Here is a 25529-nt window from a genome sequence, read left to right on the forward strand (position 1 = left end):
GCAGATGCGTGCGGTAAAGTCAGCGTGCTTAGTAAATACGGCGGACCGAAACGTAATAGTCACACCCACCCGCTACCGTAGGAATAAGTTCTGTACCGGCTGGGGTGGCGCGCTGATGTTTCGCGCGCCCCTGCTGTCGAACAACAATGAGGAGTACGCATGGAAATCTGGCCTGGATCGGCTTATCCGCTTGGCGCCACTTTTGACGGGACCGGCACGAACTTCGCGCTGTTCAGCGAACACGCCGAGAAAGTGGAGCTGTGCCTCTTTGATGAGGACGGTGTGGAATCGCGGTACACGGTCGATGAGGTGGACGGCTACGTCTGGCACTGCTACGTCCCGCAGGTCCAGCCGGGCCAGAAGTACGGCTACCGCGTCCACGGACCCTACGACCCCGATTCCGGCAACCGGTTCAACCCCAACAAACTGCTGCTGGACCCCTACGCCAAGGCAGTCCACGGTCAGGTGGACTGGGATCCGGCGCTGTTCTCCTACAACCTGGGCGAACCGGATTCCATCAACAACGAAGACTCCGCACCCCACATGATGATGGGCGTGGTGATCAACCCGTTCTTCGACTGGGACGGTGACCAGAACCTGCGCGTCCCGTACCACAAGTCGGTCATCTACGAGGCCCACGTCAAAGGCCTCACCCAGCTTCACCCCGAGATCCCCGAGGAGCAGCGCGGCACCTACGCCGGCGTGGCACACCCGTCGGTCATCTCGCACCTCCAGAAACTGGGCATCACCGCCATCGAACTGATGCCGGTACACCAGTTCGTCAATGATGGGACCCTGCAGGACCAGGGCCTGAACAACTACTGGGGCTACAACACCATCGGTTTCTTCGCGCCGCAGAACACCTACAGCTCCACGGGCGACACCGGCCAGCAGGTCCAGGACTTCAAAGCGATGGTCCGCTCGCTGCACCGGGCCGGCATCGAAGTGATCCTGGACGTGGTGTACAACCACACCGCCGAAGGCAACCACCTGGGCCCCACCCTGTCCTTCAAGGGCATCGACAACTCGTCCTACTACCGCCTGATGGAGGGCGACGAGAAGCACTACATGGACTACACGGGCACGGGAAACTCGCTCAACGTCCGCCAGCCCCACTCCCTGCAGCTGCTGATGGATTCGCTGCGCTACTGGGTCACCGAGATGCACGTGGACGGCTTCCGCTTCGACCTCGCTTCCACCCTGGCCCGCGAGTTCTACGACGTGGACAAGCTCTCCACCTTCTTCGAACTCATCCAGCAGGACCCCGTGGTTTCCCAGGTCAAGCTGATTGCCGAGCCCTGGGACGTGGGTCCGGGCGGCTACCAGGTGGGCAACTTCCCGCCGCAGTGGACCGAGTGGAACGGCAAGTACCGCGACACCGTCCGGGACTTCTGGCGCGGCGAACCCGCCACACTGGGCGAATTCGCCTCCCGCATCACCGGCTCCGCCGACCTCTACGAACATTCCGGCCGCCGCCCTGTGGCGTCGATCAACTTTGTCACCGCCCACGACGGCTTCACCCTGGCAGACCTGGTCTCCTACAACGAGAAGCACAACGACGCCAACGGCGAGGACAACAACGACGGCGAATCCCACAACCGTTCCTGGAACTGCGGGGCGGAAGGCCCCACCGACGATCCCGCTGTCCTGGGGCTGCGCGCCCGCCAGCAGCGGAACTTCATCGCCTCCCTACTGCTTTCCCAAGGTGTGCCCATGCTGCTGCACGGCGACGAACTTGGCCGCACCCAGCAGGGCAACAACAACGGTTACTGCCAGGACTCGGAACTGACCTGGATCAACTGGGAGAACATCGACCAGCCCCTTGTCGAATTCACGGCTGCGGTCAACGCGCTCCGCGCCAAGCACCCCACCTTCCGCCGGAGCAGGTTCTTCGACGGCCGCCCCGTCCTGCGGGGCGAAGGCGAACGACTGCCGGACATCGTATGGCTGAACCCCGAGGGTGAGACCATGAAGCCGGACGCCTGGGACAGCGGCTTCGGCCGTTCCGTGGGCGTGTTCCTCAACGGCGACGGCATCCAGGGCAAGGACACCCGCGGCCGCCGGATCACTGACGTGAACTTCCTGCTGTACTTCAACGCCCACGATGACATTGTGAACTTCACGCTCCCGGCCGACGAGTACGCGCCGGCCTGGGACATCATTATCGACACCGCCGGCCACAACGCCGACACCGAACCGGTCAAGGCCGGCGAGGCCCTCCCCGTTGACGCCAAGTCACTGGTGGTGCTCCGCGCCCACAGTGTTCCGGACGTTGAGCCGGACCACTCCGTGGCGGCATCGCTGGCGGCACTGACCCAGACATCCACCAGTGAAACCGAGTCGCTAAGCACGCCGACGGTTGCCGAGCCGGGGATGACCACGAAAGTCGGGGAGCGGAAGGGCTCCGCAAAGTGAAGGTTCCGGCGTCCACCTACCGGCTCCAGATCCGCAGCAGCTTCACGCTCTTTGACGCCGCTGAAACAGTCCCGTACCTGAAGTCGCTGGGTGCGGATTGGGTCTACCTGTCTCCCATCCTGACGGCGGAACGCGAGTCCGACCATGGTTATGACGTGACGGATCCGTCGTCGGTGGATCCGGAGCGCGGCGGCCCGGAAGGCCTGCTGGCGCTCTCCCAGGCCGCCCGTGCGCATGGCATGGGCGTGCTGGTGGACATCGTCCCCAACCACGTGGGCGTTGCGACGCCCGCGCAGAACCCATGGTGGTGGTCGCTGCTGCAGGAGGGCCGGGGCTCGCCCTACGCGGAAGCCTTCGACGTCGACTGGGATCTGGCAGGCGGGAAGATCCGTCTGCCCATGCTGGGATCAGATGCGGACCTGGACAAGCTCGAAGTCAAGGATGGCGAGCTCAGGTACTACGACCACCGCTTTCCGCTGGCTGAAGGAAGCTACACTCCGGGGGACTCCCCGCAGGAGGTCCACGGCCGCCAGCACTATCAGCTCATGGACTGGCGCCGCGCAGATGCCGAACTGAACTATCGGCGCTTCTTCGCCGTCACCACACTGGCGGGCATCCGGGTGGAAAACCATGATGTCTTCGAGGAAGCCCATGCCGAGGTGCGCCGCTGGTTCACCGAGGGCCTGGTGGACGGTTTGCGCGTGGACCACCCGGACGGCCTGGCCGATCCTGCCGGGTATCTGCGCTGGCTCAAGGACCTCAGCGGCGGTGCCTACGTCCTGGTGGAGAAGATCCTCGAACCGGGTGAGGTCCTTCCCGGCGACTTTGCGTGTGAGGGAACCACGGGCTACGACGCCCTGGCGGACGTGGACCGGGTCCTGGTGGACCCGGCCGGCGAGGCTTCGCTGGACACGTTGGATGCGGCCCTGCGGGGTAGCGACAGCCCGGCTGACTACGCCGAGATGATCCGGGGCACCAAACGGATGATCGCCGATGGCATCCTGCGGGCGGAAGTGCTGAGGCTGGCACGGCTGGTCCCTGCTTCCCAGGGGCTTCCCCTGGAGCAGGCCGCTGACGCTATAGCCGAGATCATCGCCTCGTTCCCGGTCTACCGCAGCTACCTGCCGGTGGGCGCCGAGGTGTTGAAGGAAGCCTGCGGCTCGGCGGCAGAACACCGTCCCGACCTCGCCTCTGCTGTGGGCATGCTCCTCCCGCTGCTGCTCGATCCTGCGAACCCCATTGCTGTGCGCTTCCAGCAGACCTCCGGCATGGTGATGGCCAAGGGTGTGGAGGATACAGCGTTCTACCGCTACACGCGGCTGGGCACGCTGACTGAAGTGGGGGCGGAGCCCACCGAGTTCTCGGTGTCTGTCGAGGAATTCCATCACCGCATGCGGCGCCGGCAGGAGGACATGCCAGTCTCCATGACCACGCTGTCCACGCACGACACCAAGCGCAGCGAAGACGCCCGGGCCCGAATCACGGTCATCGCGGAACTGCCGGACGAGTGGACGGCAACCCTGGCCACCCTCCGGGAGTTGGCCCCGGTGCCCGACGGCCCGTTCGAGACCCTGCTGTGGCAGGCAGTCATCGGCGCGTGGCCGGCGTCGCGGGAACGTCTCCAGGGCTATGCGGAGAAGGCTGCCCGTGAGGCTGGCAATTCCACCACCTGGACCAACCCGGATGCGGAGTTTGAAGCACGCGTCAAGGCGGCCGTGGATGCGGCGTTCGACGACGCCAGGGTCACCACGGTGGTGGAGGACTTCGTGGCGCGGATCGATTCAGCTGCCGCGTCCAACTCGCTGTCGGCCAAAATCATCCAGCTGACCATGCCCGGCGTGCCGGATGTGTACCAGGGCTCCGAGTTCTGGGAGCGGTCCCTGACCGACCCGGACAACCGGCGGCGGGTTGACTTTGCCCAGCGTGAAAAGGAGCTGGCAACGATCGACGCCGGCACGCTTCCGGAAGCAGGCACCGAAACCAGCAAGCTGCTGGTGACCTCCCGGGCGCTGCGTCTTCGCCGCGACCGGCCGGAACTGTTCCAGGACTACCGGCCCGTTTCCGCGTCCGGGGCGGCCGCAGACCACCTGGTGGCCTTCGACCGCGGCGGCGCACTGACGTTCGCCACACGGCTCCCCATGGGACTGGAACGCGCAGGCGGCTGGCGGGACACCGCCGTCGAACTTTCCACCGCCCTGCGTGACGAACTCACGGGGGAGCCCCACGGTCCCGGCCCCGTGCCGGTGGCCGACATCCTCCAGAGTTACCCTGTGGCGCTGCTGGTGCCCGTGAACGGAGAGAACGCATGAGCCTGACGCACCACGGATCCGGCCGCTTCGACGTCTGGGCGCCGGAGGCCTCGGCGGTCTCGCTCCTCGCCAACGGGCAGCAGTACCCCATGAAGCAGGTGTCCGGAGGCCCCGGGGCAGACGGTTGGTGGTCCGCGCCGGACGCCCCCGGGGACGCCGAAGTGGACTACGGCTACCTGCTCGACGGCGACACCAACCCCCTGCCGGACCCCCGGTCCCGCCGCCTCCCGGACGGCGTCCATGCCCTGTCCCGTACCTACGATCCCGGCTCCCACACCTGGCAGGACGCCGGCTGGCGCGGGAAGGAGCTGCAAGGCTCCGTCATCTACGAGCTCCACGTGGGGACATTCACCCCCGAGGGAACCTTGGATGCGGCGGCCGGCAAGCTGGGCTACCTGGCCGAACTCGGAGTGGATTATGTGGAGCTGCTGCCGGTCAACGGATTCAACGGCACGCACAACTGGGGCTACGACGGTGTTCAGTGGTTCGCCGTGCACGAAGGCTATGGCGGGCCCGCGGCCTACCAGCGATTTGTGGACGCCGCCCACGCCGCAGGGATGGGCGTCATCCAGGATGTGGTCTACAACCACCTCGGCCCCAGCGGAAACTACCTGTCCCGGTTCGGCCCCTACCTCAAGCACGGCGACGCCAACACGTGGGGGGACGCGGTCAATCTCGACGCCGCGGGGTCCGACGTCGTGCGTGAATACATTCTGGACAACGCCGCGCTGTGGCTTCGTGACTACCACGTGGACGGCCTGCGCCTTGATGCCGTCCACGCTTTTCGTGACGAGCGTGCCGTGCATCTGCTGGAAGAGTTCGGTGCGCTGGGTGATGCCATTGCCGCGGAGACGGGGCTTCCCAAGACGCTCATCGCGGAATCGGACCTGAACAATCCGCGGCTGATCTACCCGCGGGACGCCAACGGCTACGGCCTTGCGGGGCAGTGGAGCGACGATTTCCACCACGCCGTGCACGTCAATGTCAGCGGGGAGACCGCCGGTTATTACGGTGACTTCGGGTCCCTGAAAGTGCTCGCCAAGGTCCTCAAGGACGGCTTCCTGCACGACGGCAGCTACTCGAGCTTCCGCGGACGCCATCACGGCCGGCCTATCGACACCTCGCTGGTCCACCCCGCCGCGCTGGTGGTGTGCAACCAGAACCACGACCAGATCGGCAACCGTGCCACCGGGGACAGGCTGTCCCAGTCACTGTCCTACGGCCCGCTTGCCTTGGCCGCCGTGCTGACCCTGACCTCGCCGTTCACGCCCATGCTGTTTATGGGTGAGGAATACGGCGCTTCCACGCCGTGGCAGTTCTTCACCTCGCACCCCGAACCGGAACTGGGCAAGGCGACGGCGGAGGGCAGGATCCGCGAGTTTGAACGTATGGGGTGGGATCCCGCCGTCGTACCCGATCCGCAGGATCCGGAGACGTTCCGCCGCTCCAAGCTCAACTGGGATGAGGCTTTGGAGGGCCACCACGCGCGGCTCCTGTCGCTGTACCGGTCGCTGACCGCGTTGCGGCGCGAGCATCCCGATCTGGCCGGGCTGGGTTTCGCCGAGACTCAGGTTGAGTTCGACGACGACGCCGGCTGGCTGCGTTTCCGGCGCGGGTCCGTGGAAGTGCTGCTGAACTTCGCTTCGGAGGCGGTGCGGCTGGGCGTGGGCGGAACGGTGCTGCTCAGCACCGACGACGCTGCGCAGCCGGACGGCGGCTCGCTCAACCTCGCGCCATGGAGTGCCGCCATCGTGCAGGTCTAGGGTGATTGGCCGCGGGCTGGCTCCTGTCAGCCCGCGGCGTAACACTTCCCTCCCGTCCTGTTGCCTGCGTCACAGATGGCAGGATGGAACGTATGACTTATTCAGCCGCGGAAAACCGCTATGAATCCATGCCCTACCGCCGCGTCGGACGCAGCGGCCTGAAGCTCCCGGCCATCTCACTGGGACTCTGGCACAACTTCGGTGACGACAAGCCGTTCGACGTGCAGCGAGCCATCCTGCGCCGCGCATTCGACCTGGGCGTCACCCATTTCGACCTTGCCAACAACTACGGTCCGCCCTATGGCAGCGCCGAGACCAACTTCGGCCGCCACTACAAGGACGACTTCAAGCCGTACCGCGACGAACTCATCATCTCCAGCAAGGCCGGCTACGACATGTGGCCCGGTCCCTACGGCAACTGGGGCTCGCGCAAGTACCTGCTGGCCAGCCTGGACCAGTCCCTGACGCGCATGGGCCTGGACTATGTGGATATTTTCTACAGCCACCGGCCGGACCCCGAGACGCCGCTCGAAGAGACCATGGGCGCTTTGGACCAGGCCGTCCGTTCCGGCAAAGCGCTCTACGCCGGCATTTCCTCCTACACCCCGGAGCAGACCCTGGAAGCGGCCCGGATCCTGAAGGAACTGGGCACGCCGCTGCTGATCCACCAGCCGAGTTACTCCATGCTGAACCGCTGGACCGAGAACGGCGTTCCCAACGTTTATGAGGCTCTTGAGCAGGTGGGCGCGGGGTCCATCGCGTTCTCACCGCTCGCCCAGGGGATGCTCACGGACCGCTACCTCAACGGTGTACCCGCGGATTCGCGGGCAGCGCAGGACAAGTCCCTGGACGAGGGCATGATCACAGGGGAAAGCCTGGACCGTGTGCGCGGCCTCCACCGGATTGCCGAGGGCCGGGGCCAGACCCTGGCGCAAATGGCCATCGCCTGGATCCTCCGCAAGCAGGGCAGGGGCTCTTCCGTCACCTCCGCACTCGTTGGCGCGTCCAGTGTCCGGCAGTTGGAAGACAGCCTCGCCGCCACCAACAACCTCGACTTCGCGGACGACGAACTGCAGGCCATCGACGAGTTCGCCGTGGAATCCGACATCAACCTCTGGAAGCAGAAGTAGCGCCGCCACCCGGGAGGTAACACTTCGTGCCGGGGGCCGGGAACAATTCCGGCCCCCGCACAGTTGGGTAGTATGAATAGGCGCCGGGTGGCGCCCTGCCTGCTGTTCGCCGTCGTACGCTCTGGTACTGACCGTCCGGCGGCTGAAGTTTGTCCTCAAAGGAGTTCCGTGTCTTCAAATCCGATTCGTGTTGCCATCGTCGGTGTGGGTAACTGCGCCGCTTCGCTCGTCCAGGGTGTGCACTACTACCGTGACGCCGATCCTCAGGCTACGATCCCGGGTCTGATGCACGTTGAGTTCGGCAAATACCACGTCAACGACGTCCAGTTCGTCGCCGCGTTCGACGTCGACGGCAAGAAGGTTGGAGTCGACCTCGCCGACGCCATCCTGGCCAGCGAAAACAACACCATCAAGATCGCCGACGTTCCTCCCACCGGCGTGACCGTGCAGCGCGGCCACACCCTGGACGGCCTCGGCAAGTACTACCTCGAGACCATCGAGCAGTCTCCCGCAGAGCCGGTCGACATCGTCGCCGCGCTCCGCGAATCCAAGGCCGACGTCATGGTCTGCTACCTCCCGGTTGGTTCCGAGGATGCAGCCCACTTCTACGCGCAGGCTGCCATCGACGCCGGCGTGGCCTTCGTCAACGCCCTGCCGGTCTTCATTGCCGGCACCAAGGAATGGGCCGACAAGTTCACCGCCGCCGGCGTCCCGATCGTGGGCGACGACATCAAGAGCCAGATCGGTGCCACCATCACCCACCGCGTGATGGCCAAGCTCTTCGAAGACCGCGGTGTCACCCTGGACCGCACCTACCAGCTGAACGTCGGCGGCAACATGGACTTCAAGAACATGCTGGAGCGCGACCGCCTCGAGTCCAAGAAGATCTCCAAGACCCAGGCTGTCACGTCCAACGTCGAAGCCGAGCTGGCTGCCAAGGACGTCCACATCGGCCCGTCCGACTACGTCCAGTGGCTTGATGACCGCAAATGGGCCTTCGTCCGCCTCGAAGGCCGCAACTTCGGTGACGCCCCCGTCTCCCTGGAATACAAGCTCGAAGTCTGGGACTCACCCAACTCCGCCGGCGTGATCATCGATGCCATCCGTGCCGCCAAGATCGGCCTGGACCGCGGCATCGGCGGCCCGCTGCTCTCGGCCTCCAGCTACTTCATGAAGTCCCCGCCGGAGCAGTTCAACGACGACCTCGCCCGCGAAAAGGTCGAGGCCTTCATCCGCGGCGACCTGGAGCGCTAACCCCGCCTCCCACCCCGGACGCTCTCTCACGCAATGTGGGTTTTGCGTGATGCTCCCTCACCTTCCGGTGGGGGAGCATCACGTCCTTAAGCGCCGTCCTGGTAGCGGCGGATGGCGTGGCTGGCCTGAGCGAGGGCCAGGAGCTTGAGGAGCAATTGACTGTGCACATGCATGCCGACGGCGGCCGTGAGAATCAGCTTGTCGATGCTCTCCGGGGCGGTGGTGGCGGCAATGTCGAGTCCCGCGACGTCGTCCGCCGCCCTGCTATAGGTCTCCAGCTCGTCCTCTGAAACAGGAATATCAAGACTCGCCATCAGCTCAAGGTGGGCGCCCAAAGCGTTCCGGGCGTCACTCGGCGCATCCGGCCAACCGCGGAGACGCACGACGGCGTCAGCCGCCGCTGCGGGGTCCCCGCCGATCGCCGTGGTGTGGTTTTCAAGATTCAGTACCACCCGCTGAACCGCGGCGAGGAGACCAAGGCGGGGCACGCCGTCGTCGGCCATTTTTATGAGGCCGCGGATCTGCCCGATGTTCAGGCCGACGATCCGCCGGAGTGCCTGGATCAATTCGAGGCGTTCAAGGTGCCTGGCTGAATACTCCGCCCGGGTTGCGTGGATCGCCTCGCCGGCCGGCAACAGGCCTTCGCGCAGGTAGTACTTGATGCTCGCGGGCGAGATTCCTGACCGATCGCTCAATTCACTGAGCTGCATCTGCCCCTCGCTCCTGCCATGCCTCAGCAGGATAGTAAATCCCGCAGTGGCTATCCTGATGTACACCTTTGGATAGTGGCTCTATCCTAATGCCATGGAGCCTTGGGATGTACTACTTGTCAGCCACGTAATTGCTGCACTCTTTGTCCTCGCCATCGGACCCTTGCAAATCTTTCGCCGGCGCCGAGACCGTATCCACCGCACCATCGGCTACCTGTGGGTCTCAGCCATGTACTACGTCTGCTTCAGCAGTTTCTGGATTGTCTCCGACGGTCATTTCAGCTGGCTCCACGGGTTGTCTGCCTTCACCATCGTGACCGTCACGCTGGGCCTGGTCAGTGCCATCCGCCGCAACATCCGCTCGCACTTGGGAAACATGGTTGGCAGCTACATCGGCATTGCCGTGGCCTTCGTCTTTGCCGTAACGGTGCCGGGACGTGCCATTCCGGAGCTGCTTGCCGACGACCCCTCGTCTGTCGCATACGTCTGCGGTCTCGTGGTGCTGAGCACCGTGGTGATTTTCGTTTCGCTCAAGCGCGGCGGCCGCGTGCGCGTGGCTACCCGTTCTACTCAAGCAGTGGAGGCGGCTGCCGCCCGCACGGGTCCCTGACCCCACCGGAAAACCCCACATTCGGTGGGAGAGCGTTTGGTCAGGAGAGGCCTACCGGGTTGCCGGCGTCGTCCACGTCCATGCGCATGGCAGCAGGCGCGGCGGGAAGGCCCGGCATGGTCATCACGGCGCCGGTCAGGGCAACGATGAAACCCGCGCCGGTCTTGGGGATGAGATCGCGCACGTGGATGGTGAAGCCCTTGGGTGCGCCGAGCCGCGAGGCCTCGTCCGTGAAGGAGTACTGGGTCTTTGCCATGCAGACGGGCAGCCCGGACCAGCCGTTCTTTTCAATGTCGGCCAGCCGCTTCAGGGCAGGGACGGAGAAGTCCACGCCGTCGGCCCCGTAGATCTCCTGTGCGATGGTCCGGATCTTCTCCTCCACAGGCAGGTCCAGCGGATAGAGATGCCGGAAGCTGTTTGGCGCCGAAACCGCAGCGGCCACCTTCGCAGCCAGTTCGTCGCCGCCGTCGCCGCCACCGCCCCGGCCCCAGACGTCGGCGATTGCGGCGTGAACACCCTCCGCCGCACACCACTCCAGCAGCCAGTTCAGTTCTTCATCCGTGTCAGAGGAGAATCTGTTGATGGCCACCACCGGTGCCACGCCAAATTTCTCGACGTTATGCACGTGCCGCCGGAGATTCGCGACGCCGGCCTGCAGCGCCTCGAGGTCGGGTTCCGTGAGCCGGTCCTTGGGCACGCCGCCGTGCATCTTGAGCGCCCGGACAGTTGCCACCACTACGACGGCGGACGGCGCCACGTCACCAATCCGCGCCTTGATGTCCATGTACTTTTCCGCGCCCAGGTCCGCGCCGAAGCCGGCCTCGGTGACCACGATGTCCGCGAGCCGCCGGGCCGTCTGGGTGGCGATCAGCGAATTGCAGCCGTGCGCGATGTTGGCGAACGGCCCGCCGTGCACCAGGGCCGGTGTGCCGGCGATGGTCTGGACCAGGTTCGGCTTGATGGCTTCCTTCAACAGCAAGGTCAGCGCGCCCTGGACGCCGAGGTCCGCCACGGTAACGGGAACGCGGGTGTAGGTGTAGCCGAATGTGATGCGGCCCAGGCGTTCGCGGAGATCAGCCAGATCCGTGGCCAGGCAGAAGATGGCCATGATCTCCGAGGCCACCGTGATGTCGAAGCCGTCCTGCCGCGGCACACCCTGCGTGGGCCCGCCCAGGCCGATGATTACCTCGCGCAGGGAGCGGTCGTTCATGTCCAGGACCCGTTTGAACGTCATCCGCCGGGGATCGATGTTCAGCTCGTTGCCTTGGTAGATGTGGTTGTCCACGAGTGCCATCAGGGCGTTGTTCGCCGACGTCACGGCATGGAAATCACCCGTGAAATGCAGGTTGATCTCGTCCATCGGCAGCACTTGGGAGTAGCCGCCCCCGGTGGCACCGCCCTTCATCCCCAGGATCGGCCCCAGCGACGGTTCGCGCAGCGCGATCATCACCTTGTGCCCGGCCCTGGCCAGCGAATCGGCCAGCCCCACCGTGGTGGTCGACTTCCCCTCCCCGGCCGGGGTGGGCGACATGGCTGAGACCAGCACAACCTTCCCTGCGGGCGCCGGCGCCGTCAGGAGGGACGGATCGACCTTGGCCTTGTACCGCCCGTAATGTTCCAGGGCGGCGGCGTTGATGCCCGCCGCGGCCGCAATGTCCTCGATGGGCCTGATGATGGCCTGCCGTGCGATCTCGAGGTCGCTCAGGGGATTCAGGCCGGTCATTCGATCTCCTTAGGGCGCCGCGACGGCCGCGGCCGCCGCAATCGTTGAAACGGCCGGGATCAGCCGGCTTGCCAGCTGCTGTTCGACGGCGGTGTGGTAGGTCTCCAGCGTGATGGCCGCAGTGCGGTTCCAGCCCAGGTTTTCCGCCCGGATGGCGGCAGCACGGCCCATGTCGGCGCGGGTACCCGGATCGTCGTACAGGGCCTCGAGCGCATCCGCCCAGTCCTTCGCATGGTGCCCCTCCACCAGCAGCCCGGTCCGGCCATGGCAGATGGCCCGGGACAAGCCGCCCACCCGCGTACCCACCACGGGGGTTCCACAGGCCTGCGCTTCGATGGCCACCAGCCCAAAGGACTCGCTGTAGGACGGCATCACCACAACGTCCGCCGCCCTGAACCAGGACGCCAGCTCCGCCGCGCCAACCGGCGGAAGGTGCGTCACGACGTCCTCCATTCCGGCTTCGGCGATCAGGTGCCGGAGATTGAAGTCCTTGTTGCCGCTGAGTGCCCCCAGGATGGTGAGCCGCAGATCGATCTCAGGACGCCGTTTCCGCAAAAGCGCCGCGGCCTTGAGCAGCACCTGCGGGCCCTTCAGCCGCTGGATCCGGCCGGCGAAAAGCAGGTGGAAGGCCTCCGGCGGCACGCCCCGCTCGGCCCGGGACCGCGCCCGGAACGCCGGCGTAAACGTGCTGAGGTCCACGCCCGGCGGGGCCACATCGATCCGGTCGGCGTCGGCACCGTAATGGGAGACCAGTTCCTTGGCTTCGGCGCTGGTATTGGCAACGAGGCGGGCGGCGCCGTCCACGATCCGGTGCTCGCCCTCTTCGCGCCGCCGCGGCTCGGGCTGCTCTCCTGACTGCAGCAGGAGATTCTTGACCTTGGCCATGGTGTGCATGGTGTGGATCAGCGGGACGTCCCATAGCTCCGAGAGTTCCAGGCCCGCGATCCCGGACACCCAGTAATGCGAGTGGATGACGTCGTACCGTCCGTGAGCCTGGCGCTGGCGGATCTGGTCGATCTCGGCCACCAGGCTGTGGAGCAGGGCCGGCAGTTCTTCCTTGGGGATTTTCCGCGGCGGTCCGGCCAGCACGTTGTGGACGCACACGCCGGGGCTGGGATGCTCGACGGCGGGTTGCTTGGCTGAAGTGGAGCGCGTGAAGATCTCCACCTCCACGCCGGTTTCGGCCAGCGCGGAGGCCAGTTCACGGATGTACACGTTCATCCCGCCGGCGTCGCCGGAGCCCGGCTGCTCCATGGGGGAGGTATGGAGGGAGAGTAATGCGACTCTGCGGATCAGTGTCATGGCCTCTCCTTCCCGCCGCCGGCGCGGCGTCCGCCCCGGCTGTTATCCACTCGGTAAAACACTACTCCTGCCGCCACAGTGCACGCAGCGCCGGGAACGCGCGCTCGTATCCGGTCAGCAGCGCCGCCCCAAGATCGGTTGAGTCCACCAGGGGATGCCGGCTGAAAGCGCCGACGGCGGCCGCCCGGTCGCCGTGCGTCGCGGCCCGGACGGTCAGCTGCTCCACCTCCTTGACCCGGCGCAGCAAGGCGAGTTGCTCCGGCGCGGGCGCCGACTGTGGAAGCGGCACCGCGCCGTCGGGCGTTACCGTGCAGGGAACCTCGACGACGGCGTCCGCCGGCAATCCCGGAATGGCCGGCTGGGGTGCGGCTTCTGCAGTGGTGGCCGCCCCGGCAGGACCGGCCGGAAGGGTGTTGGGGGTGTTGAGGATCAGTTGGGTGGCGCCCGCATCAGGCTCGGTGCCGGATGAACCGCCCGCCAGCGCGCGCATCACGGCCAGGGCCACGCGTTCGTAGCCCCCGCCGGCGAGGTCCGACTCGTCGCGCTGCTCGCCGTGGGTCCGCGCCTCGGCGAGGTAGCCTTCCTCGCGGGAACGCCGGGCAGCGTCCCACAGCCGGTACGCCCCGGATCCGGCAGCCGCGAGCCTCGGGTACAGCTCGGCCTGCTGGTGGTGGATGGACTCGCCCCGGGTGGCGGCCATGGCCTGCATGGCCGCGGCGGCGCTGTCCAGCTGGTAGTAGTAATAGAGGTATTCATTGGGCAGGGCACCGAGCTCCGCGAGGAACGGCTGGGGGAAGAGCCGGCCTTCCTCGAAGGTCGCAAGGGCCTCCGCATCAGCGAGCAGGCCGGGAAGCCGGTCCCTGCCGCTCGCATCCAGGCGATACAGCCACCCGAGGTGGTTCAGCCCGTAGTAGCCCACGCCGTCGAGCCTCCCGTCAGGCAGCGAAAGGCCGGCCGCGCGGGCCGCCCGGTGCACCAGCCCGCCCGCGGAATCGCAGATCCCGATGACCTTCCGGCCAAGGACAGGCACCAGCGACTCGGTGACCATGCCGGCCGGGTTGGTGAAGTTGATCAGCCAGGCGTCCGGGCAGTGTTCCCGCATCTGCCGTGCCAGGTGCAGCATCTCCGGGATGGTCCGCAGGGCGTAGGAGATACCGCCCGCGCCGGTGGTTTCCTGGCCGAGCAGGCCGAGGTCCTGGGCCACGCGTTCGTCCGCGACTCTGCCGGCCGTGCCGCCGGGGCGGATCGCCGCGAACACCAGGTCTGTTCCGCGGAGTGCGTCCGGCAGGGACGCGGTGGTGCGGATCGCGGGCGGCCGCGCACCTGCGGGAGGGCCGCCGTCGGCGCCGCCAGCGGCAGCACCGCGGTCGGGCGTTGGCGTGGTGGACAACGGCATGGCGCGCAGGACCGCGGCGATGGCGTTGAGCCGGGCAGGGTCGACGTCGAAGAGCACCAGTTCGCTGACCAGCCCGGCGAAGGGGCCCGAGGCCAGCGCCCGGTAGACAAGGGGCACGCGGAATCCGCCGCCGCCGGCAATCATGAGCCGCATAGTCAGCAGTGTAGGCCGCCTGCGGGCGCGTCCCTACCGCAGCGCGGCGGCAGGGCGTAGTCTGCCGGACATGGACGCTATCCCGGACCGCCGCTTCGATCCGCTTTCCGCCGTCCGTACACAGGCCGACGGCGGGTTCGACCTCATCCTGGCAGGCACAGTTTTCCAGGACATCATCTTCACCGGCCTGCCGCACGCGCCCGAGCCCGGCACCGAAATCTGGAGCGAAGGCATGGGCAGCTGCCCCGGCGGCGTGGCGAACCAGGCCATTGCCGCGGCGAGGCTGGGCCTGAAAACCGGGCTCGCCGCCGCCTTCGGGGACGACGGTTACGGAGACTACAACTGGAAGATCCTGGCCGGGCAGGAACACGTGGACTTGAGCCTGTCGCGCCGCGTGCCGGGGTGGCACTCGCCGGTGACCGTATCGCTCAGCGTCCAGCACGACCGCTCCCTGGTGACACACGGCCATCCGGCCCCGGTGACGGCGTCCGACCTGATCGGCTCGCCGCCGCCGGCGCTCGCGGGCATCGCCGAGCTCGGTGTCGAGATTGAACCGTGGGCCAAGGCCGCGCACCAGGCCGGGGTCAAGCTGTTCGGGGACGTCGGCTGGGACCCCAGCGGGGAATGGGCTCCGGTCCGGCTGGAAAACCTGCAGTACTTCCACGCGTTCCTGCCCAACCAACGCGAGGCGATGGCGTTCACCGGGAAGGACAACCCGTGGTCCGCACTCTATGCCCTGGCGGACCGCGTGCCGGTGGCCGTAGTGACGCTAGGCGCGCAGGGTGCCATGGCCGTGGACTCCGAAACGGGGGAGGAGGAGTGGGTGCCGTCGTTGCCGGTGACGGCCTACGATCCCACCGGAGCCGGCGACTGCTTTGACGCCGCCTTCATTGTGGGCAGCCTGGCTGGCTGGCCGCTGGGCAACCGGCTCCGCTTCGCCAACCTCTGCGCCTCCCTGGCCGTGCAGGAGGTGGGTGGTTCGCTGGCCGCGCCCGGCTGGGGCGACATTGCCGACTGGTGGAAGCGGGCCAACGCACGGCCTGAACGACAGAGCAGCCAGTGGCTCCGCCGCTTTGGGTTCCTCGCCGACATTGTCAGCGACGTCCCGCTGGCCGCGCAGCGCCGGGCCACCGCCACCATCGCGCACCTCTCCGACGCGTAACGGCCGACGGCGGGGCCGCGCCTATGTGCCCGGGGTGCGCGCCGCGCCGCGGCCAGGCCGCCTGTGAGCCCGGCGATTATCCGGCTGTTATTTGCGGCTGGGCCGCCAGCACTAGAATCACTAAGGTGACTTACCCCGCAGCAACCGGAGACCTCAGCGCAGCCCCTGGAACGGATCCGCAGTACGAGCGGTCCGCCGTGATCGATCTGGCCGCCATCCGGCACAACGTCCGGCGGCTGGCTGACGCGGCCTCACCCGCCAAAGTCATGGCCGTGGTGAAGGCTGACGCCTACGGGCACGGCGCGGTTCCGGTGGCCCGGGCCGCCCTCGAAGCCGGCGCGTCCTGGCTGGGTGTTGCGCATATCTCCGAGGCCCTGGCGCTGCGGGCCGCGGGCATCGAGGCGCCCCTGCTGGCGTGGCTGCACACCACGGAAAGCAACTTTGCCGCGGCGGTGGCTGCCGGGGTCGACATCGGTTGCTCCGGCTGGGAGCTGGAGCGCATTGTGGCCGCCGCGCGTGACCAGGAGCGCCCGGCGCGGATCCACCTGAAAGTGGACACGGGCCTGGGCCGGAACGGTGCGACGCTCGAGTCCTGGGACCAGCTGGTGGGCGAGGCGATGGAGTACCAGGACGAGGGCCTGCTGCGTGTGGTGGGGATTTTCTCGCACCTGTCCGTGGCCGATGAACCCGAACGGCCGGAAACCGACGAGCAGCTGGCCGTCTTCCGCGAGGTGGTGGCCGTGGCCGAGGACGCCGGCGTGGACCTCGAAGTCCGGCACCTGGCCAACACCCCGGCCACGCTGTCCCGTCCCGATACCCACTTCGACCTGGTGCGTGTGGGGCTCGGCATCTACGGCCTCTCGCCCTTTGAAGGCCAGACGTCCGCCGAACTTGGCCTCCGTCCGGCGATGACGTTGCGCACGCTCGTGTCCCAGTGCAAGGATGTCCCCGACAGGCAGGGCGTCTCCTACGGCCTGCGGTATCACACCAGCGGACCCAGCACCCTCGCGCTGATCCCGCTGGGCTACGCGGACGGCGTGCCCCGTGTCGCCACCGGCGGGCCCGTCCGGGTGGCCGGCCGGACGTACCCCGTGGTGGGCCGGATCGCCATGGACCAGATGGTCATCGACGTCGGCAACATCGGCCCAGCCGGCGCGGACCTCTTCGGCGCCGAGGCAGTCCTGTTCGGGAATGGGAATGACGGCGGGCCCACGGCAGACGACTGGGCGGTCGCCGCCGGAACCAACAACTACGAGATCGTCACCCGGATCAGCCCCCGGGTGCCGCGCCGGTTCATTAACGAAAGTCCCGCCGTCGGGCGTTCTGCTGCGGAGCGTTCCACGGCGGAGCAGACCGCCGCCCCGCATCCTGGCGCGAAGGCCATGCCGTGAGCGTGCCCACCCAGGCGGAGTTGCCGGCCTGGGAACAGAAGCTCAGGGTCACGACAGCGGACCAGACCCACGCGCTCGGCGCGGCTTTGGGGGAGGTGCTGCAGGCGGGGGACCTGTTGGTGCTGACCGGTGAGCTGGGTGCCGGGAAGACCACTTTCACCCAGGGGCTCGGCGAAGGCCTTGGCGTGCGCGCGGGCATCATTTCGCCCACGTTTGTCCTGGTCCGGATCCATCCCAACCTGCCTGACGGCCCGCGTCCCGGTGGTCCCGACCTGGTGCACGTGGACGCGTACCGGCTTGGATCGGCGTCGGAAATTGACGACATTGACCTGGAGAACACGCTGGACTCGTCCGTGACGGTGGTGGAGTGGGGGCGCGGCCGGGTGGAGCACCTGACCGAAAGCCGGCTGGAAGTGGACCTGCACCGGGCCATCGGGCTGGACGCGGTGGGCGCCTCGGAACCGATCCCCGGCCACACCGACATCCTGGACTTTGACACCGAGGATGACGACGAGCCCCGCACCATCGTGATGCGCGGTTTTGGTCCCCGCTGGAGCGCCAAGCCCGTCCTCGGCGGCGAATTCGAAGGGACACCCTGATGCTCATCCTTGCTATCGATACCTCGGCCGTGGCCAGTGCCGCCCTGGTCTCGGACGACGCCCTCGAAGGCGTGGTGGCCAGCTTCTCCACCGAGGACACCCGCAGCCACGCCGAAGTCCTGGCCCCCGGCATCGAGGACCTGCTTGCCTCGGCCGGCGTCACCGGCCAGGACATTGATGCGATCGTGGCGGGTGTGGGCCCGGGTCCGTTCACCGGGCTGCGTTCCGGGATCGCGACCGCGCGGACCCTCGCCTTCGTCTGGGACAAGCCGCTGTACGGGCTGATGAGCCTCGACGCCGTCGCGCTGGAAGTGGCGGAGTCCACGGACGCGGCGGCCGAGTTCCTGGTGGTCACGGACGCCCGGCGCAAAGAGGTGTACTGGGCCCGGTATACCCTCGCGGAGGGGCAGTTGCCACAGTTGCAGGACGGCCCGCACGTCAGCTTCGCCGCTGACCTGCCGGACCTTCCGGCGTACGGGGCCGGCGCCGGTCTGTACAGCGATGTCCTGCGTGCAGACCCCGGCTTCAGCAAGGAACAGCCGGACGCCCTGTATCTCGGGCAGTTTGCGCTGGCCCGGCTTGCCTCCGGCGGACAGCTGCTCGACTCCACGCCCCTGTACCTCCGGGAATCCGACGCGCAGGTACCCGGGCCGCGGAAGCGGGCACTGTGAGTACGCCGGCCAGCACCGACCGTTCCAGCGAGGATGGCGTGGTCTTCCGGGACATGACCCTGGAGGACGTGCCCACGGTCAACGCCCTCGAACAGCGGCTGTTCCCGGCGGATGCCTGGCCGCTGCAGATGTTCCTGGCGGAACTGTCCCAGCCGGAAACCCGTCGCTACGTGGTGGCGGAAAGCGGCGGGGACATCGTGGGCTACGCCGGCCTGATGTGCATCGAACCCATCGCGGATGTCCAGACCATCGCCGTCGTGCCTGAATTCGAAGGGCGGGGGATCGGCTCGGCCCTCCTCACCCGGCTGATCGACGAAGCACGGCGGCGCCGGGCGGCGGACGTCCTCCTGGAGGTCCGCGAAGACAATCCGCGGGCGCAGCAGTTGTACGTGCGGTTCGGCTTCGAACAGATCCACGTCCGCCGCAAGTATTACCGCGACGGAGTTGATGCCCTCATCATGCGGCTGCAGCTCGTGCCGGACGGCGCCGTCCCCGGCGGGGTCCCCGCCGCCGAGCCCACAACGGAAGCAGACCCCACAACAGAAGTTGGCCACCCATGAACCGCTCGCAGCCACTGGTGCTGGGCATCGAATCCTCGTGCGACGAGACCGGAGTGGGCATCGTCCGGGGCACCACGCTGCTCACCAACACCGTGTCTTCCTCGATGGACGAGCATGTCCGCTTCGGCGGCGTGATCCCCGAGATCGCTTCCCGCGCGCACCTTGACGCCTTTGTCCCCACGCTGCGCCAGGCACTGGCCGAGGCCGGCGTGACGCTGGAGGATGTGGACGCCATCGCTGTCACGTCCGGTCCGGGGCTGGCCGGAGCACTCATGGTGGGGGTCTGCGCGGCGAAGGCACTGTCCGTTGCGACCGGTAAACCGCTGTATGCCATCAACCACCTGGTGGCGCACGTCGGCGTCGGGCTCCTGGGAAAGAACGACGGCGGTGCTGCCGCCGGCGCTGCGGCGGGTGCCCCGCGACTGCCCGAAAACCTGGGGGCCCTGCTGGTCTCCGGCGGCCACACTGAGATCCTGAAGATCAACAGCATCACCAGCGACGTCCAGCTGCTCGGCTCAACGATCGACGACGCTGCCGGGGAAGCCTACGACAAAGTGGCCCGCATCCTGGGCCTCGGCTACCCGGGCGGCCCGGCCATAGACAGGCTGGCCCGCACCGGCAACCCCAAAGCCATCCGGTTCCCGCGGGGCCTCAGCCAGCCGAAGTACATGGGCACCGCCGAGGAACCCGGGAACCACCGTTACGACTGGTCCTTCAGCGGCCTGAAGACCGCCGTGGCCCGCTGCGTCGAGCAGTTCGAAGCCCGCGGCGAGGAGGTTCCGGTGGCCGACATCGCCGCCGCATTCCAGGAAGCGGTGGTGGATGTGATCACGTCCAAGGCGGTGCTGGCCTGCCGCGAGCACGGCATCAAGGACGTCCTGCTTGGCGGGGGAGTGGCGGCCAACTCGAGGCTGAGGGAACTCACGGGCCAACGCTGTGCGTCGGCCGGAATCACACTCCACGTGCCGCCCCTGGACCTGTGCACGGACAACGGCGCCATGGTTGCGGCCCTCGGCGCACAGCTGGTGATGGCGGGAATCGAGCCGAGCGGCATCCGCTTCGCACCCGACTCCTCGATGCCGGTCACCGAAGTTTCACTCCCCGCCTGAGCCAGGTTGACCCCTCGAAACCCGGCGAACCGTTGCGGGGCACTTTGGGCGCGTCGTCGTAAATCACAACGGCGGCTGGCGTGTCCGCGTCGAAGTGCCCCGATTCGGGCAGGGACTGCGTTAGCCCGTCGGGCCGTTCCTCATCTGCTTGACCAGGTCCAGCACCACGGCCTGCAGGTCTCCGCCGTGCTCGGCGGCGACGCGGCGCTGGCGCTGGTAACCCGCGCCCCGGCGGATGATCTTTTCGACGTCTGCCAGCTCGTCGGGGCAACCGAGTTTCGCGGCCACCGGCTCCAGCCGGTTCAGGGTCTCGATCAGGTGGTCGGTGACCAGCTGCTCGTTGCCGGCGGCGTTAAGGATGATGATGGCTTCCATGCCGTAGCGGGCGGCACGCCACTTGTTCTCCTGGATGTGCCAGGGAGGCATGGTGGGGATGGTCCCGCCGTTATCCAGCGTGGTGGAGAATTCGTCCACGAGGCACTGCGTGAGGGCGGCGATGGCGCCCACTTCCTCCAGCGTGGCGAGGCCATCGCAAATGCGCATCTCGATGGTGCCGAGGTTGGGGACCGGGCGGATGTCCCAGCGGATCTCGGACAGGGTGTCGATCACGCCGGTGGTGAACATGTCCTGGACGTAGGACTCGTATTCCTCCCACGACCGGAACTGGAACGGCAGGCCCGCCGTCGGCAGCTGCTGGAACATCAGGGCACGGTGCGAGGCGTACCCGGTGTCCTCACCGCCCCAGTACGGGCTCGACGCCGAGAGCGCCTGGAAGTGCGGGAAGTAGTTGACCAGCCCGTCGAGAACCGGCAGGGCCTTTTCGCGCCGGTCCAGGCCCACGTGGACGTGCACGCCGTAGATGACCATCTGCCGGCCCCACCACTGGGTACGGTCGATCAGCTTGGCGTACCGGGCCTTGTCCGTCACCGGCTGCAGCTGCGGCGGGCTGAACGGGTGGCTGCCGGCGCAGAAAACTTCCACACCCATGGGATCGGTGATTTCGCGGACGGCGGCCAGCGACCTGCTGAGGTCTTCCTTGGCTTCGCCGGCGGTCTCGCAGATACCGGTGACCAGCTCCACCGTGTTGAGCAGGAGTTCCTGCTTGATGTGCGGGTGCTCGTCGTCGTCGTTGAGTTCGGGGTGTTTGGCTGAGACCCCGCGCAGCACCTCGTTCGCCACCGATGCCAGTTCGCCGGTCTGGCCGTTGACCAGCGCCAACTCCCATTCCACACCAAGAGTTGATTGCTTCGATGAAGCGAAATCAATCTTCAAATGCGTTCCTAACTGTTCGGTTATCCGTGGGCGTGCGCCGCGTTCAAGTCTAGTGCAGGGGTAGCATCGTCCTAATGGCTTTGTTCGTGCGGACCCGTGACAGTGTTCACAAAATTACTCTCTTCCTCACGGCTGCTGCTTCCGTAGCCGCCATGGCTGCCTGCACCCCCGTTCCGCAGACCGCCCCGGCACCCTCCGGCTCGGACTCCGCCCCGGCGCCCTCCGACAGCTTCGCTGCCTCGCCGCCAGTTTCAGGGCGTCCGACGGCGGCATCCCCTTCCGCTTCACCCTCACCTGCTCCCGGGCTGGAGCCGCTGGGCTGGGGTCCGGAGCAGCGGGACCAGAAGGTTGCTGCCGCCGCAGTGGCTGCGATGTCGGTGGAGGAGAAGGCGGGGCAGGTGCTGATGCCCGCGTACGCTGGGACCGATCCCGCAGCCCAGGCCGTCACCATCGAACGCCTCCATCTGGCCGGATCCATCATCATGGGCGACAACGTCCCGCTGGACGCCCGCGGCCAGGCGGACCCCGCAGCAATGTTGGCCGTGAACGCCCGGCTCGCGCAGGCCACCCGCGCCGACGGCAGACGCTGGCCCGGGCTGATCGGCGTGGACCAGGAGGGCGGGCTGGTGGCCCGGCTTGGTACGCCGCTGACCGAATGGCCAACAGCCATGAGCTACGGTGCGGCAGCCAATGCGCCGCTCACCAAGGATGCCGGCCGTGCACTGGCGGCCGAGCTGGCGCCGCTGGGCTTCAACGTGGACTTCGCGCCGGATGCTGACGTCACCATCGGCCCGGCGGATCCCACCATCGGGGCGAGGTCAATGTCCGGAAACCCGGACCGGGCCGCTCAGCTGGCGGTGGCGTTTTCCCAGGGGATGCAGGAGGGCGGCGTCCTGCCCGCCGTCAAGCATTTCCCTGGCCATGGCTCCGTCACCGCGGACTCCCACCAGGACCTTCCGGTGCAGCGGGCTACCGTAGGGGACCTCAAGGCCCGCGACTGGAAACCGTTCCGGGCAGCCATCGCCGCCGGGGTGCCAATGGTCATGACGGGGCACATCGCCGTGCCGGCGCTCGAACCGGGCGTTCCGGCGTCGCTTTCTGCCCCGACCTACGCTGCCCTCAGGGGCATGGGCTTCAAGGGCGTGGCCGTCACCGACGCCCTGAATATGGGTGCGATCCAGCAGCAATATCCGGGTGGCTCCGCGGCGCCGGCAGCACTTGCTGCCGGCGCGGACCTGCTGCTGATGCCCGCCGACGTCGGGCAGGCCCACTCGGCCATCGTGCGCGCCGTGGCCGCCGGAACCGTGCCGGCGGCTCGCCTGGACGAGGCGGCCACACGGGTTGCCACCATGATGACCTGGCGCGGCCGGGTAGCTGCGACACCGGGTAAGACGCCGGGAACCGCTCCGGGCCGCAGCGCGGGCACATCAGCCAAGGTTTCCGCCGCAGCCGTGACCGTCCTGTCCGGGCGATGCGCCGGGCCGATCGCACGGGCAGGCATCCGCGTCGCCGGCGGCTCCGACCAGGACAGGGCCCGGTTCGAGGCGGCGGCCGGTAAAGCCGGCCTTGCCATTGGGCGAGGCCCCCTGGTCACCCTCATCGGCTACGGCGGAGCTCCGGCGGGTGGCGACATCGCCGTGACGCTCGATGCGCCCTGGCCGCTGGCGGGTTCCAGTGCGCCGGTGAAGATCGCCCTCTACGGCCGGACGCCAGGCGCCTTTGGCGCCCTGGTTTCGGTGCTCACCGGCAAGGCGACCGCCCCCGGAAAGCTGCCGGCCGCCGTCGGACGCTTCCCGGCAGGCACCGGCTGCCCGTAACGGAACGCACCTGGTTGGGCGAACGCGTTTAATGGACGGGTGCCCATTCTTAATAAAGACATGACCCTCTGCATCTCGCTGTCGGCCCGGCCCAGCAACAACGGGACCCGGTTCCACAACCACCTCTACGACCAGCTGGACCTGAACTGGATCTACAAGGCTTTTGCCCCAACGGACCTGGCCCAGGCAATCGCAGGTGTCCGCGGCCTGGGGATCCGGGGCTGCGCCGTGTCCATGCCCTACAAGGAGGACGTGATGGTCCTCGTGGACGAGCTCGATCCCTCGGCCAAAGCCATCGATTCGGTCAACACCATTGTGAACACCAACGGCCACCTCAAGGCCTACAACACCGACTACACGGCGATCGAACAGTTGCTCAAGAGCAACTCCGTGCCCACGGATTACTCCGTGCTGGTCCAGGGCGCCGGCGGCATGGCCAAAGCCACCGTCGCCGCGCTGCGGGACGCCGGCTTCACCGACGTCACCGTCATCGCCCGGAACGAAAATACCGGCCGGGCGCTCGCAGAGCAGTACGGCTTCCAGTGGCGGGCCACGCTCGACGGCGGCACGGCAGACCTGATCATTAACGTCACCCCCATTGGTATGGAAGGCAGCATGGCAGGAGGCCCCGACGTCGACTCCCTGTCCTTCCCGGAGGACGCCATCGCCGCGGCCAAAGTGGTGTTCGACGTCGTGGCGCTGCCAGCCGAAACACCACTGATCAAGGCAGCACGCGCCGCCGGGAAACAGGTGATCACCGGCGCTGAAGTGGCCACCATCCAGGCGCTCGAGCAGTTTGTCCTGTACACGGGCGTGCGTCCCACCGACGAGCAGGTCCGGGCCGCCGAGGACTTCATGCGCGCCGAGTAGGACGCGTGCCTGTAGGCCCCGCCGATACGGCTCGGCTTCAGACGGGTTCCACCGAGATGGCCACCCGGTCCTCCCCGATGCGGGTCAGGACCAGGGTGGCCGTTTTGGTTCCGGCCTTTTTGTTCTTGCTGCCGCCCTTGCCGCCGGCGAAAAGCTGTTTCCGCAGTTCTTCGGGGGTGACAGACGTGCCGCGCTTTTTGATGTCCAGCACGGTGATGCCGTTCTCCTTGACCCAGGCCTTGAGTGCCTTGACGTTGTACGGCATCACTTCCAGCACCTTGTAGGCGCGGGCGAAAGGGGTGTCCAGCAGGTCCGGGGCGCAGATGTAGGCGATGTGCTCGTCAAGCAGGTGCCCGCCCAGCTGAAGCGCGACGTCGGCAACCAGACCTGCGCGGATCACTGCACCGTCAGGTTCGTACAGGTAGCCCTCTGCCGGACCCACCGGCGCGGTGGGACCGCCGTCGAAATCTTCGGCACTGGTAATCTCCGCGGCTCCCTGCGGCCCGAGCAGCAACGCAGCGCGGCGGATTCCTGGCCGGCTGACGGAGTTGAACCAGAGGGTCACTTCGGTGACATCGCCACCTACGGAGACCCACTGCGCCTCGCAGCCGGCAGGCACTGACTCGTGGGGCATGCCAGGACCCATCTTGACGCCGACGGCGCGCCCGGTGGCCGCGAGGGACTCCACAAAGGACAGTGGCGGCGAAAACGCCTCGGGATCCCAGATCCGCTTAGTACCCGACGTCGAGGTGACCCGGCGGGCGGGATCCAGCCAGACGCCGTCGATCCCGTCCAGCGGGACCGTCGTGGCGTCGGAGTGCACCACAGTGGCGTTGGGAAACGGGATGAGGTTGACCGTGGCGCAGGCGGCAGTGGTTTCGTCCATCTCCACTGCCGTGACCGTGATGTCCATCGAGGCCAGGGCCAGGGAGTCCGCGGCCAGGCCACAGCCGAGGTCCGCCACGTGGCGAACGCCGGCCTGCGCAAACCGTTCAGCATGCCGGGCCGCGACGTTGAGCCGGGTGGCCTGTTCGAGGCCGGCCTGGGTGAACAGCATGCTCCGGGCGAACTCTCCGAATTTCAGCTCGGCCTTGGTGCGGAGCCTGGACTGGGTGAGCACTGCGGAGACGAGTTCGGGGGAGTGCCCGGCCTTGCGGAGGGCTGCATTGAGCTCAAAGGCTCCGTCTTCGCGGTACGGCCCCAGGGACGCCAGCAGCTCCCAACCCTCGCTCGTGAGCAGTGGGGCGATTTGGTCCTGCGGCGCTTGTGACATGGGTTAAAGCCTAGTGGAGGCAGCCCGGCGCCCAGTTCCC

20 protein-coding genes are annotated in these 25529 nt (G+C 67.3%); 14 read left to right on the forward strand and 6 right to left on the reverse strand.

Going from position 1 to position 25529, the window contains the following annotated elements:
* Nucleotides 1–159 precede the first annotated feature (159 nt).
* From glgX to J2808_RS01745, 5 genes are all read left to right on the forward strand, one after another.
* Complete coding sequence (gene glgX / locus J2808_RS01725; RefSeq protein WP_309810700.1) at nucleotides 160–2415, forward strand: glycogen debranching protein GlgX; 2256 nt, start codon at nucleotides 160–162, stop codon at nucleotides 2413–2415.
* On the forward strand, nucleotides 2412–4724 hold the full coding sequence (gene treY, locus J2808_RS01730) for a malto-oligosyltrehalose synthase (RefSeq protein ID WP_309810702.1): 2313 nt from the start codon (nucleotides 2412–2414) through the stop codon (nucleotides 4722–4724). Before glgX ends, treY begins: the two co-directional genes overlap by 4 nt.
* Entirely contained in the window at nucleotides 4721–6487 is a 1767-nt protein-coding gene (gene treZ / locus J2808_RS01735; RefSeq protein ID WP_309810705.1) for a malto-oligosyltrehalose trehalohydrolase, read from the forward strand. The genes treY and treZ overlap by 4 nt, the downstream gene beginning before the upstream one ends.
* 92 nt (nucleotides 6488–6579) lie before the next feature.
* Nucleotides 6580–7617, forward strand: coding sequence for an L-glyceraldehyde 3-phosphate reductase (mgrA, locus tag J2808_RS01740; RefSeq protein WP_309810708.1), 1038 nt, complete (start codon nucleotides 6580–6582; stop codon nucleotides 7615–7617).
* 168 nt (nucleotides 7618–7785) lie between these two features.
* Nucleotides 7786–8871: an inositol-3-phosphate synthase gene (locus tag J2808_RS01745; RefSeq protein WP_309810711.1), complete on the forward strand. Its 1086-nt coding sequence runs from the start codon at nucleotides 7786–7788 to the stop codon at nucleotides 8869–8871.
* Nucleotides 8872–8957: 86 nt separating this feature from the next.
* On the opposite strand, the gene J2808_RS01750 is transcribed toward J2808_RS01745, so the two are convergent.
* A complete protein-coding gene (locus J2808_RS01750) occupies nucleotides 8958–9581 on the reverse strand; it encodes a MerR family transcriptional regulator (protein WP_309810714.1) in 624 nt (207 codons plus the stop codon).
* 94 nt (nucleotides 9582–9675) lie between these two features.
* Here J2808_RS01750 and J2808_RS01755 point away from each other — a divergent pair, with 94 nt between their 5' ends.
* Entirely contained in the window at nucleotides 9676–10191 is a 516-nt protein-coding gene (locus J2808_RS01755; RefSeq protein WP_309810717.1) for a DUF2306 domain-containing protein, read from the forward strand.
* A gap of 40 nt (nucleotides 10192–10231) precedes the next feature.
* Here the strand turns inward: J2808_RS01755 and J2808_RS01760 are convergent, their stop codons facing one another.
* The 3 genes from J2808_RS01760 to J2808_RS01770 form a co-directional block, all read right to left on the reverse strand.
* Complete coding sequence (locus tag J2808_RS01760) at nucleotides 10232–11914, reverse strand: formate--tetrahydrofolate ligase (RefSeq protein ID WP_309810720.1); 1683 nt, start codon at nucleotides 11912–11914, stop codon at nucleotides 10232–10234.
* A 9-nt stretch (nucleotides 11915–11923) separates the two neighbouring features.
* Nucleotides 11924–13216, reverse strand: a complete 1293-nt coding sequence (mshA, locus tag J2808_RS01765; RefSeq protein WP_309810723.1) for a D-inositol-3-phosphate glycosyltransferase — start codon at nucleotides 13214–13216, stop codon at nucleotides 11924–11926.
* 61 nt (nucleotides 13217–13277) lie between these two features.
* Nucleotides 13278–14765, reverse strand: coding sequence for a family 4 glycosyl hydrolase (locus J2808_RS01770; RefSeq protein ID WP_309810726.1), 1488 nt, complete (start codon nucleotides 14763–14765; stop codon nucleotides 13278–13280).
* Between the two features lie 70 nt (nucleotides 14766–14835).
* On the opposite strand from J2808_RS01770, the gene J2808_RS01775 reads away from it, so the two are divergent.
* The 6 genes from J2808_RS01775 to tsaD all read left to right on the forward strand — a co-directional run bounded on the left by J2808_RS01775 (nucleotide 14836) and on the right by tsaD (nucleotide 20257).
* Nucleotides 14836–15927: a carbohydrate kinase family protein gene (locus tag J2808_RS01775; RefSeq protein WP_309810729.1), complete on the forward strand. Its 1092-nt coding sequence runs from the start codon at nucleotides 14836–14838 to the stop codon at nucleotides 15925–15927.
* A gap of 125 nt (nucleotides 15928–16052) precedes the next feature.
* Nucleotides 16053–17318 (forward strand): alanine racemase, encoded by a 1266-nt coding sequence (gene alr / locus J2808_RS01780; protein ID WP_309810732.1) that lies wholly within the window; start codon nucleotides 16053–16055, stop codon nucleotides 17316–17318.
* The gene (gene tsaE, locus J2808_RS01785; protein ID WP_309810735.1) at nucleotides 17315–17917 is read left to right on the forward strand and encodes a tRNA (adenosine(37)-N6)-threonylcarbamoyltransferase complex ATPase subunit type 1 TsaE; all 603 of its coding nucleotides are present in this window, start codon (nucleotides 17315–17317) and stop codon (nucleotides 17915–17917) included. Before alr ends, tsaE begins: the two co-directional genes overlap by 4 nt.
* Entirely contained in the window at nucleotides 17917–18588 is a 672-nt protein-coding gene (tsaB, locus tag J2808_RS01790; protein ID WP_309810737.1) for a tRNA (adenosine(37)-N6)-threonylcarbamoyltransferase complex dimerization subunit type 1 TsaB, read from the forward strand. The genes tsaE and tsaB overlap by 1 nt, the downstream gene beginning before the upstream one ends.
* A gap of 53 nt (nucleotides 18589–18641) precedes the next feature.
* On the forward strand, nucleotides 18642–19148 hold the full coding sequence (rimI, locus tag J2808_RS01795; protein ID WP_309811814.1) for a ribosomal protein S18-alanine N-acetyltransferase: 507 nt from the start codon (nucleotides 18642–18644) through the stop codon (nucleotides 19146–19148).
* Nucleotides 19145–20257, forward strand: coding sequence for a tRNA (adenosine(37)-N6)-threonylcarbamoyltransferase complex transferase subunit TsaD (gene tsaD, locus J2808_RS01800; protein ID WP_309810740.1), 1113 nt, complete (start codon nucleotides 19145–19147; stop codon nucleotides 20255–20257). Before rimI ends, tsaD begins: the two co-directional genes overlap by 4 nt.
* A gap of 120 nt (nucleotides 20258–20377) precedes the next feature.
* Here the strand turns inward: tsaD and J2808_RS01805 are convergent, their stop codons facing one another.
* Nucleotides 20378–21529, reverse strand: coding sequence for a glutamate--cysteine ligase (locus J2808_RS01805; RefSeq protein WP_309810744.1), 1152 nt, complete (start codon nucleotides 21527–21529; stop codon nucleotides 20378–20380).
* Between the two features lie 371 nt (nucleotides 21530–21900).
* Between J2808_RS01805 and J2808_RS01810 the strand changes: the two genes are divergently transcribed.
* Together J2808_RS01810 and J2808_RS01815 are read left to right on the forward strand one after the other, a co-directional pair.
* Nucleotides 21901–23346 carry a glycoside hydrolase family 3 protein gene (locus J2808_RS01810; protein ID WP_309811815.1) on the forward strand — a complete coding sequence of 482 codons (1446 nt, stop codon included), beginning with the start codon at nucleotides 21901–21903 and terminating at the stop codon, nucleotides 23344–23346.
* 39 nt (nucleotides 23347–23385) lie between these two features.
* Nucleotides 23386–24216: a shikimate 5-dehydrogenase gene (locus J2808_RS01815; RefSeq protein WP_309810747.1), complete on the forward strand. Its 831-nt coding sequence runs from the start codon at nucleotides 23386–23388 to the stop codon at nucleotides 24214–24216.
* A gap of 37 nt (nucleotides 24217–24253) precedes the next feature.
* On the opposite strand, the gene J2808_RS01820 is transcribed toward J2808_RS01815, so the two are convergent.
* Nucleotides 24254–25489, reverse strand: a complete 1236-nt coding sequence (locus J2808_RS01820; RefSeq protein WP_309810749.1) for a class I SAM-dependent methyltransferase — start codon at nucleotides 25487–25489, stop codon at nucleotides 24254–24256.
* Nucleotides 25490–25529 lie beyond the last annotated feature (40 nt).

Source organism: Pseudarthrobacter sulfonivorans (assembly GCF_031454915.1).
Classification (GTDB): domain Bacteria; phylum Actinomycetota; class Actinomycetes; order Actinomycetales; family Micrococcaceae; genus Arthrobacter; species Arthrobacter sulfonivorans_C.

Coding starts and splice junctions, on each gene's coding strand:
- glgX (WP_309810700.1), top strand. CDS start 160: ATGGAAATCTGGCCTGGATCGGCTTATCCGCTTGGCGCCACTTTTGAC.
- treZ (WP_309810705.1), top strand. CDS start 4,721: ATGAGCCTGACGCACCACGGATCCGGCCGCTTCGACGTCTGGGCGCCG.
- mgrA (WP_309810708.1), top strand. CDS start 6,580: ATGACTTATTCAGCCGCGGAAAACCGCTATGAATCCATGCCCTACCGC.
- J2808_RS01750 (WP_309810714.1), bottom strand. CDS start 9,581: ATGCAGCTCAGTGAATTGAGCGATCGGTCAGGAATCTCGCCCGCGAGC.
- J2808_RS01755 (WP_309810717.1), top strand. CDS start 9,676: ATGGAGCCTTGGGATGTACTACTTGTCAGCCACGTAATTGCTGCACTC.
- J2808_RS01760 (WP_309810720.1), bottom strand. CDS start 11,914: ATGACCGGCCTGAATCCCCTGAGCGACCTCGAGATCGCACGGCAGGCC.
- mshA (WP_309810723.1), bottom strand. CDS start 13,216: ATGACACTGATCCGCAGAGTCGCATTACTCTCCCTCCATACCTCCCCC.
- J2808_RS01770 (WP_309810726.1), bottom strand. CDS start 14,765: ATGCGGCTCATGATTGCCGGCGGCGGCGGATTCCGCGTGCCCCTTGTC.
- J2808_RS01775 (WP_309810729.1), top strand. CDS start 14,836: ATGGACGCTATCCCGGACCGCCGCTTCGATCCGCTTTCCGCCGTCCGT.
- tsaB (WP_309810737.1), top strand. CDS start 17,917: ATGCTCATCCTTGCTATCGATACCTCGGCCGTGGCCAGTGCCGCCCTG.
- rimI (WP_309811814.1), top strand. CDS start 18,642: ATGACCCTGGAGGACGTGCCCACGGTCAACGCCCTCGAACAGCGGCTG.
- tsaD (WP_309810740.1), top strand. CDS start 19,145: ATGAACCGCTCGCAGCCACTGGTGCTGGGCATCGAATCCTCGTGCGAC.
- J2808_RS01810 (WP_309811815.1), top strand. CDS start 21,901: ATGTCGGTGGAGGAGAAGGCGGGGCAGGTGCTGATGCCCGCGTACGCT.
- J2808_RS01820 (WP_309810749.1), bottom strand. CDS start 25,489: ATGTCACAAGCGCCGCAGGACCAAATCGCCCCACTGCTCACGAGCGAG.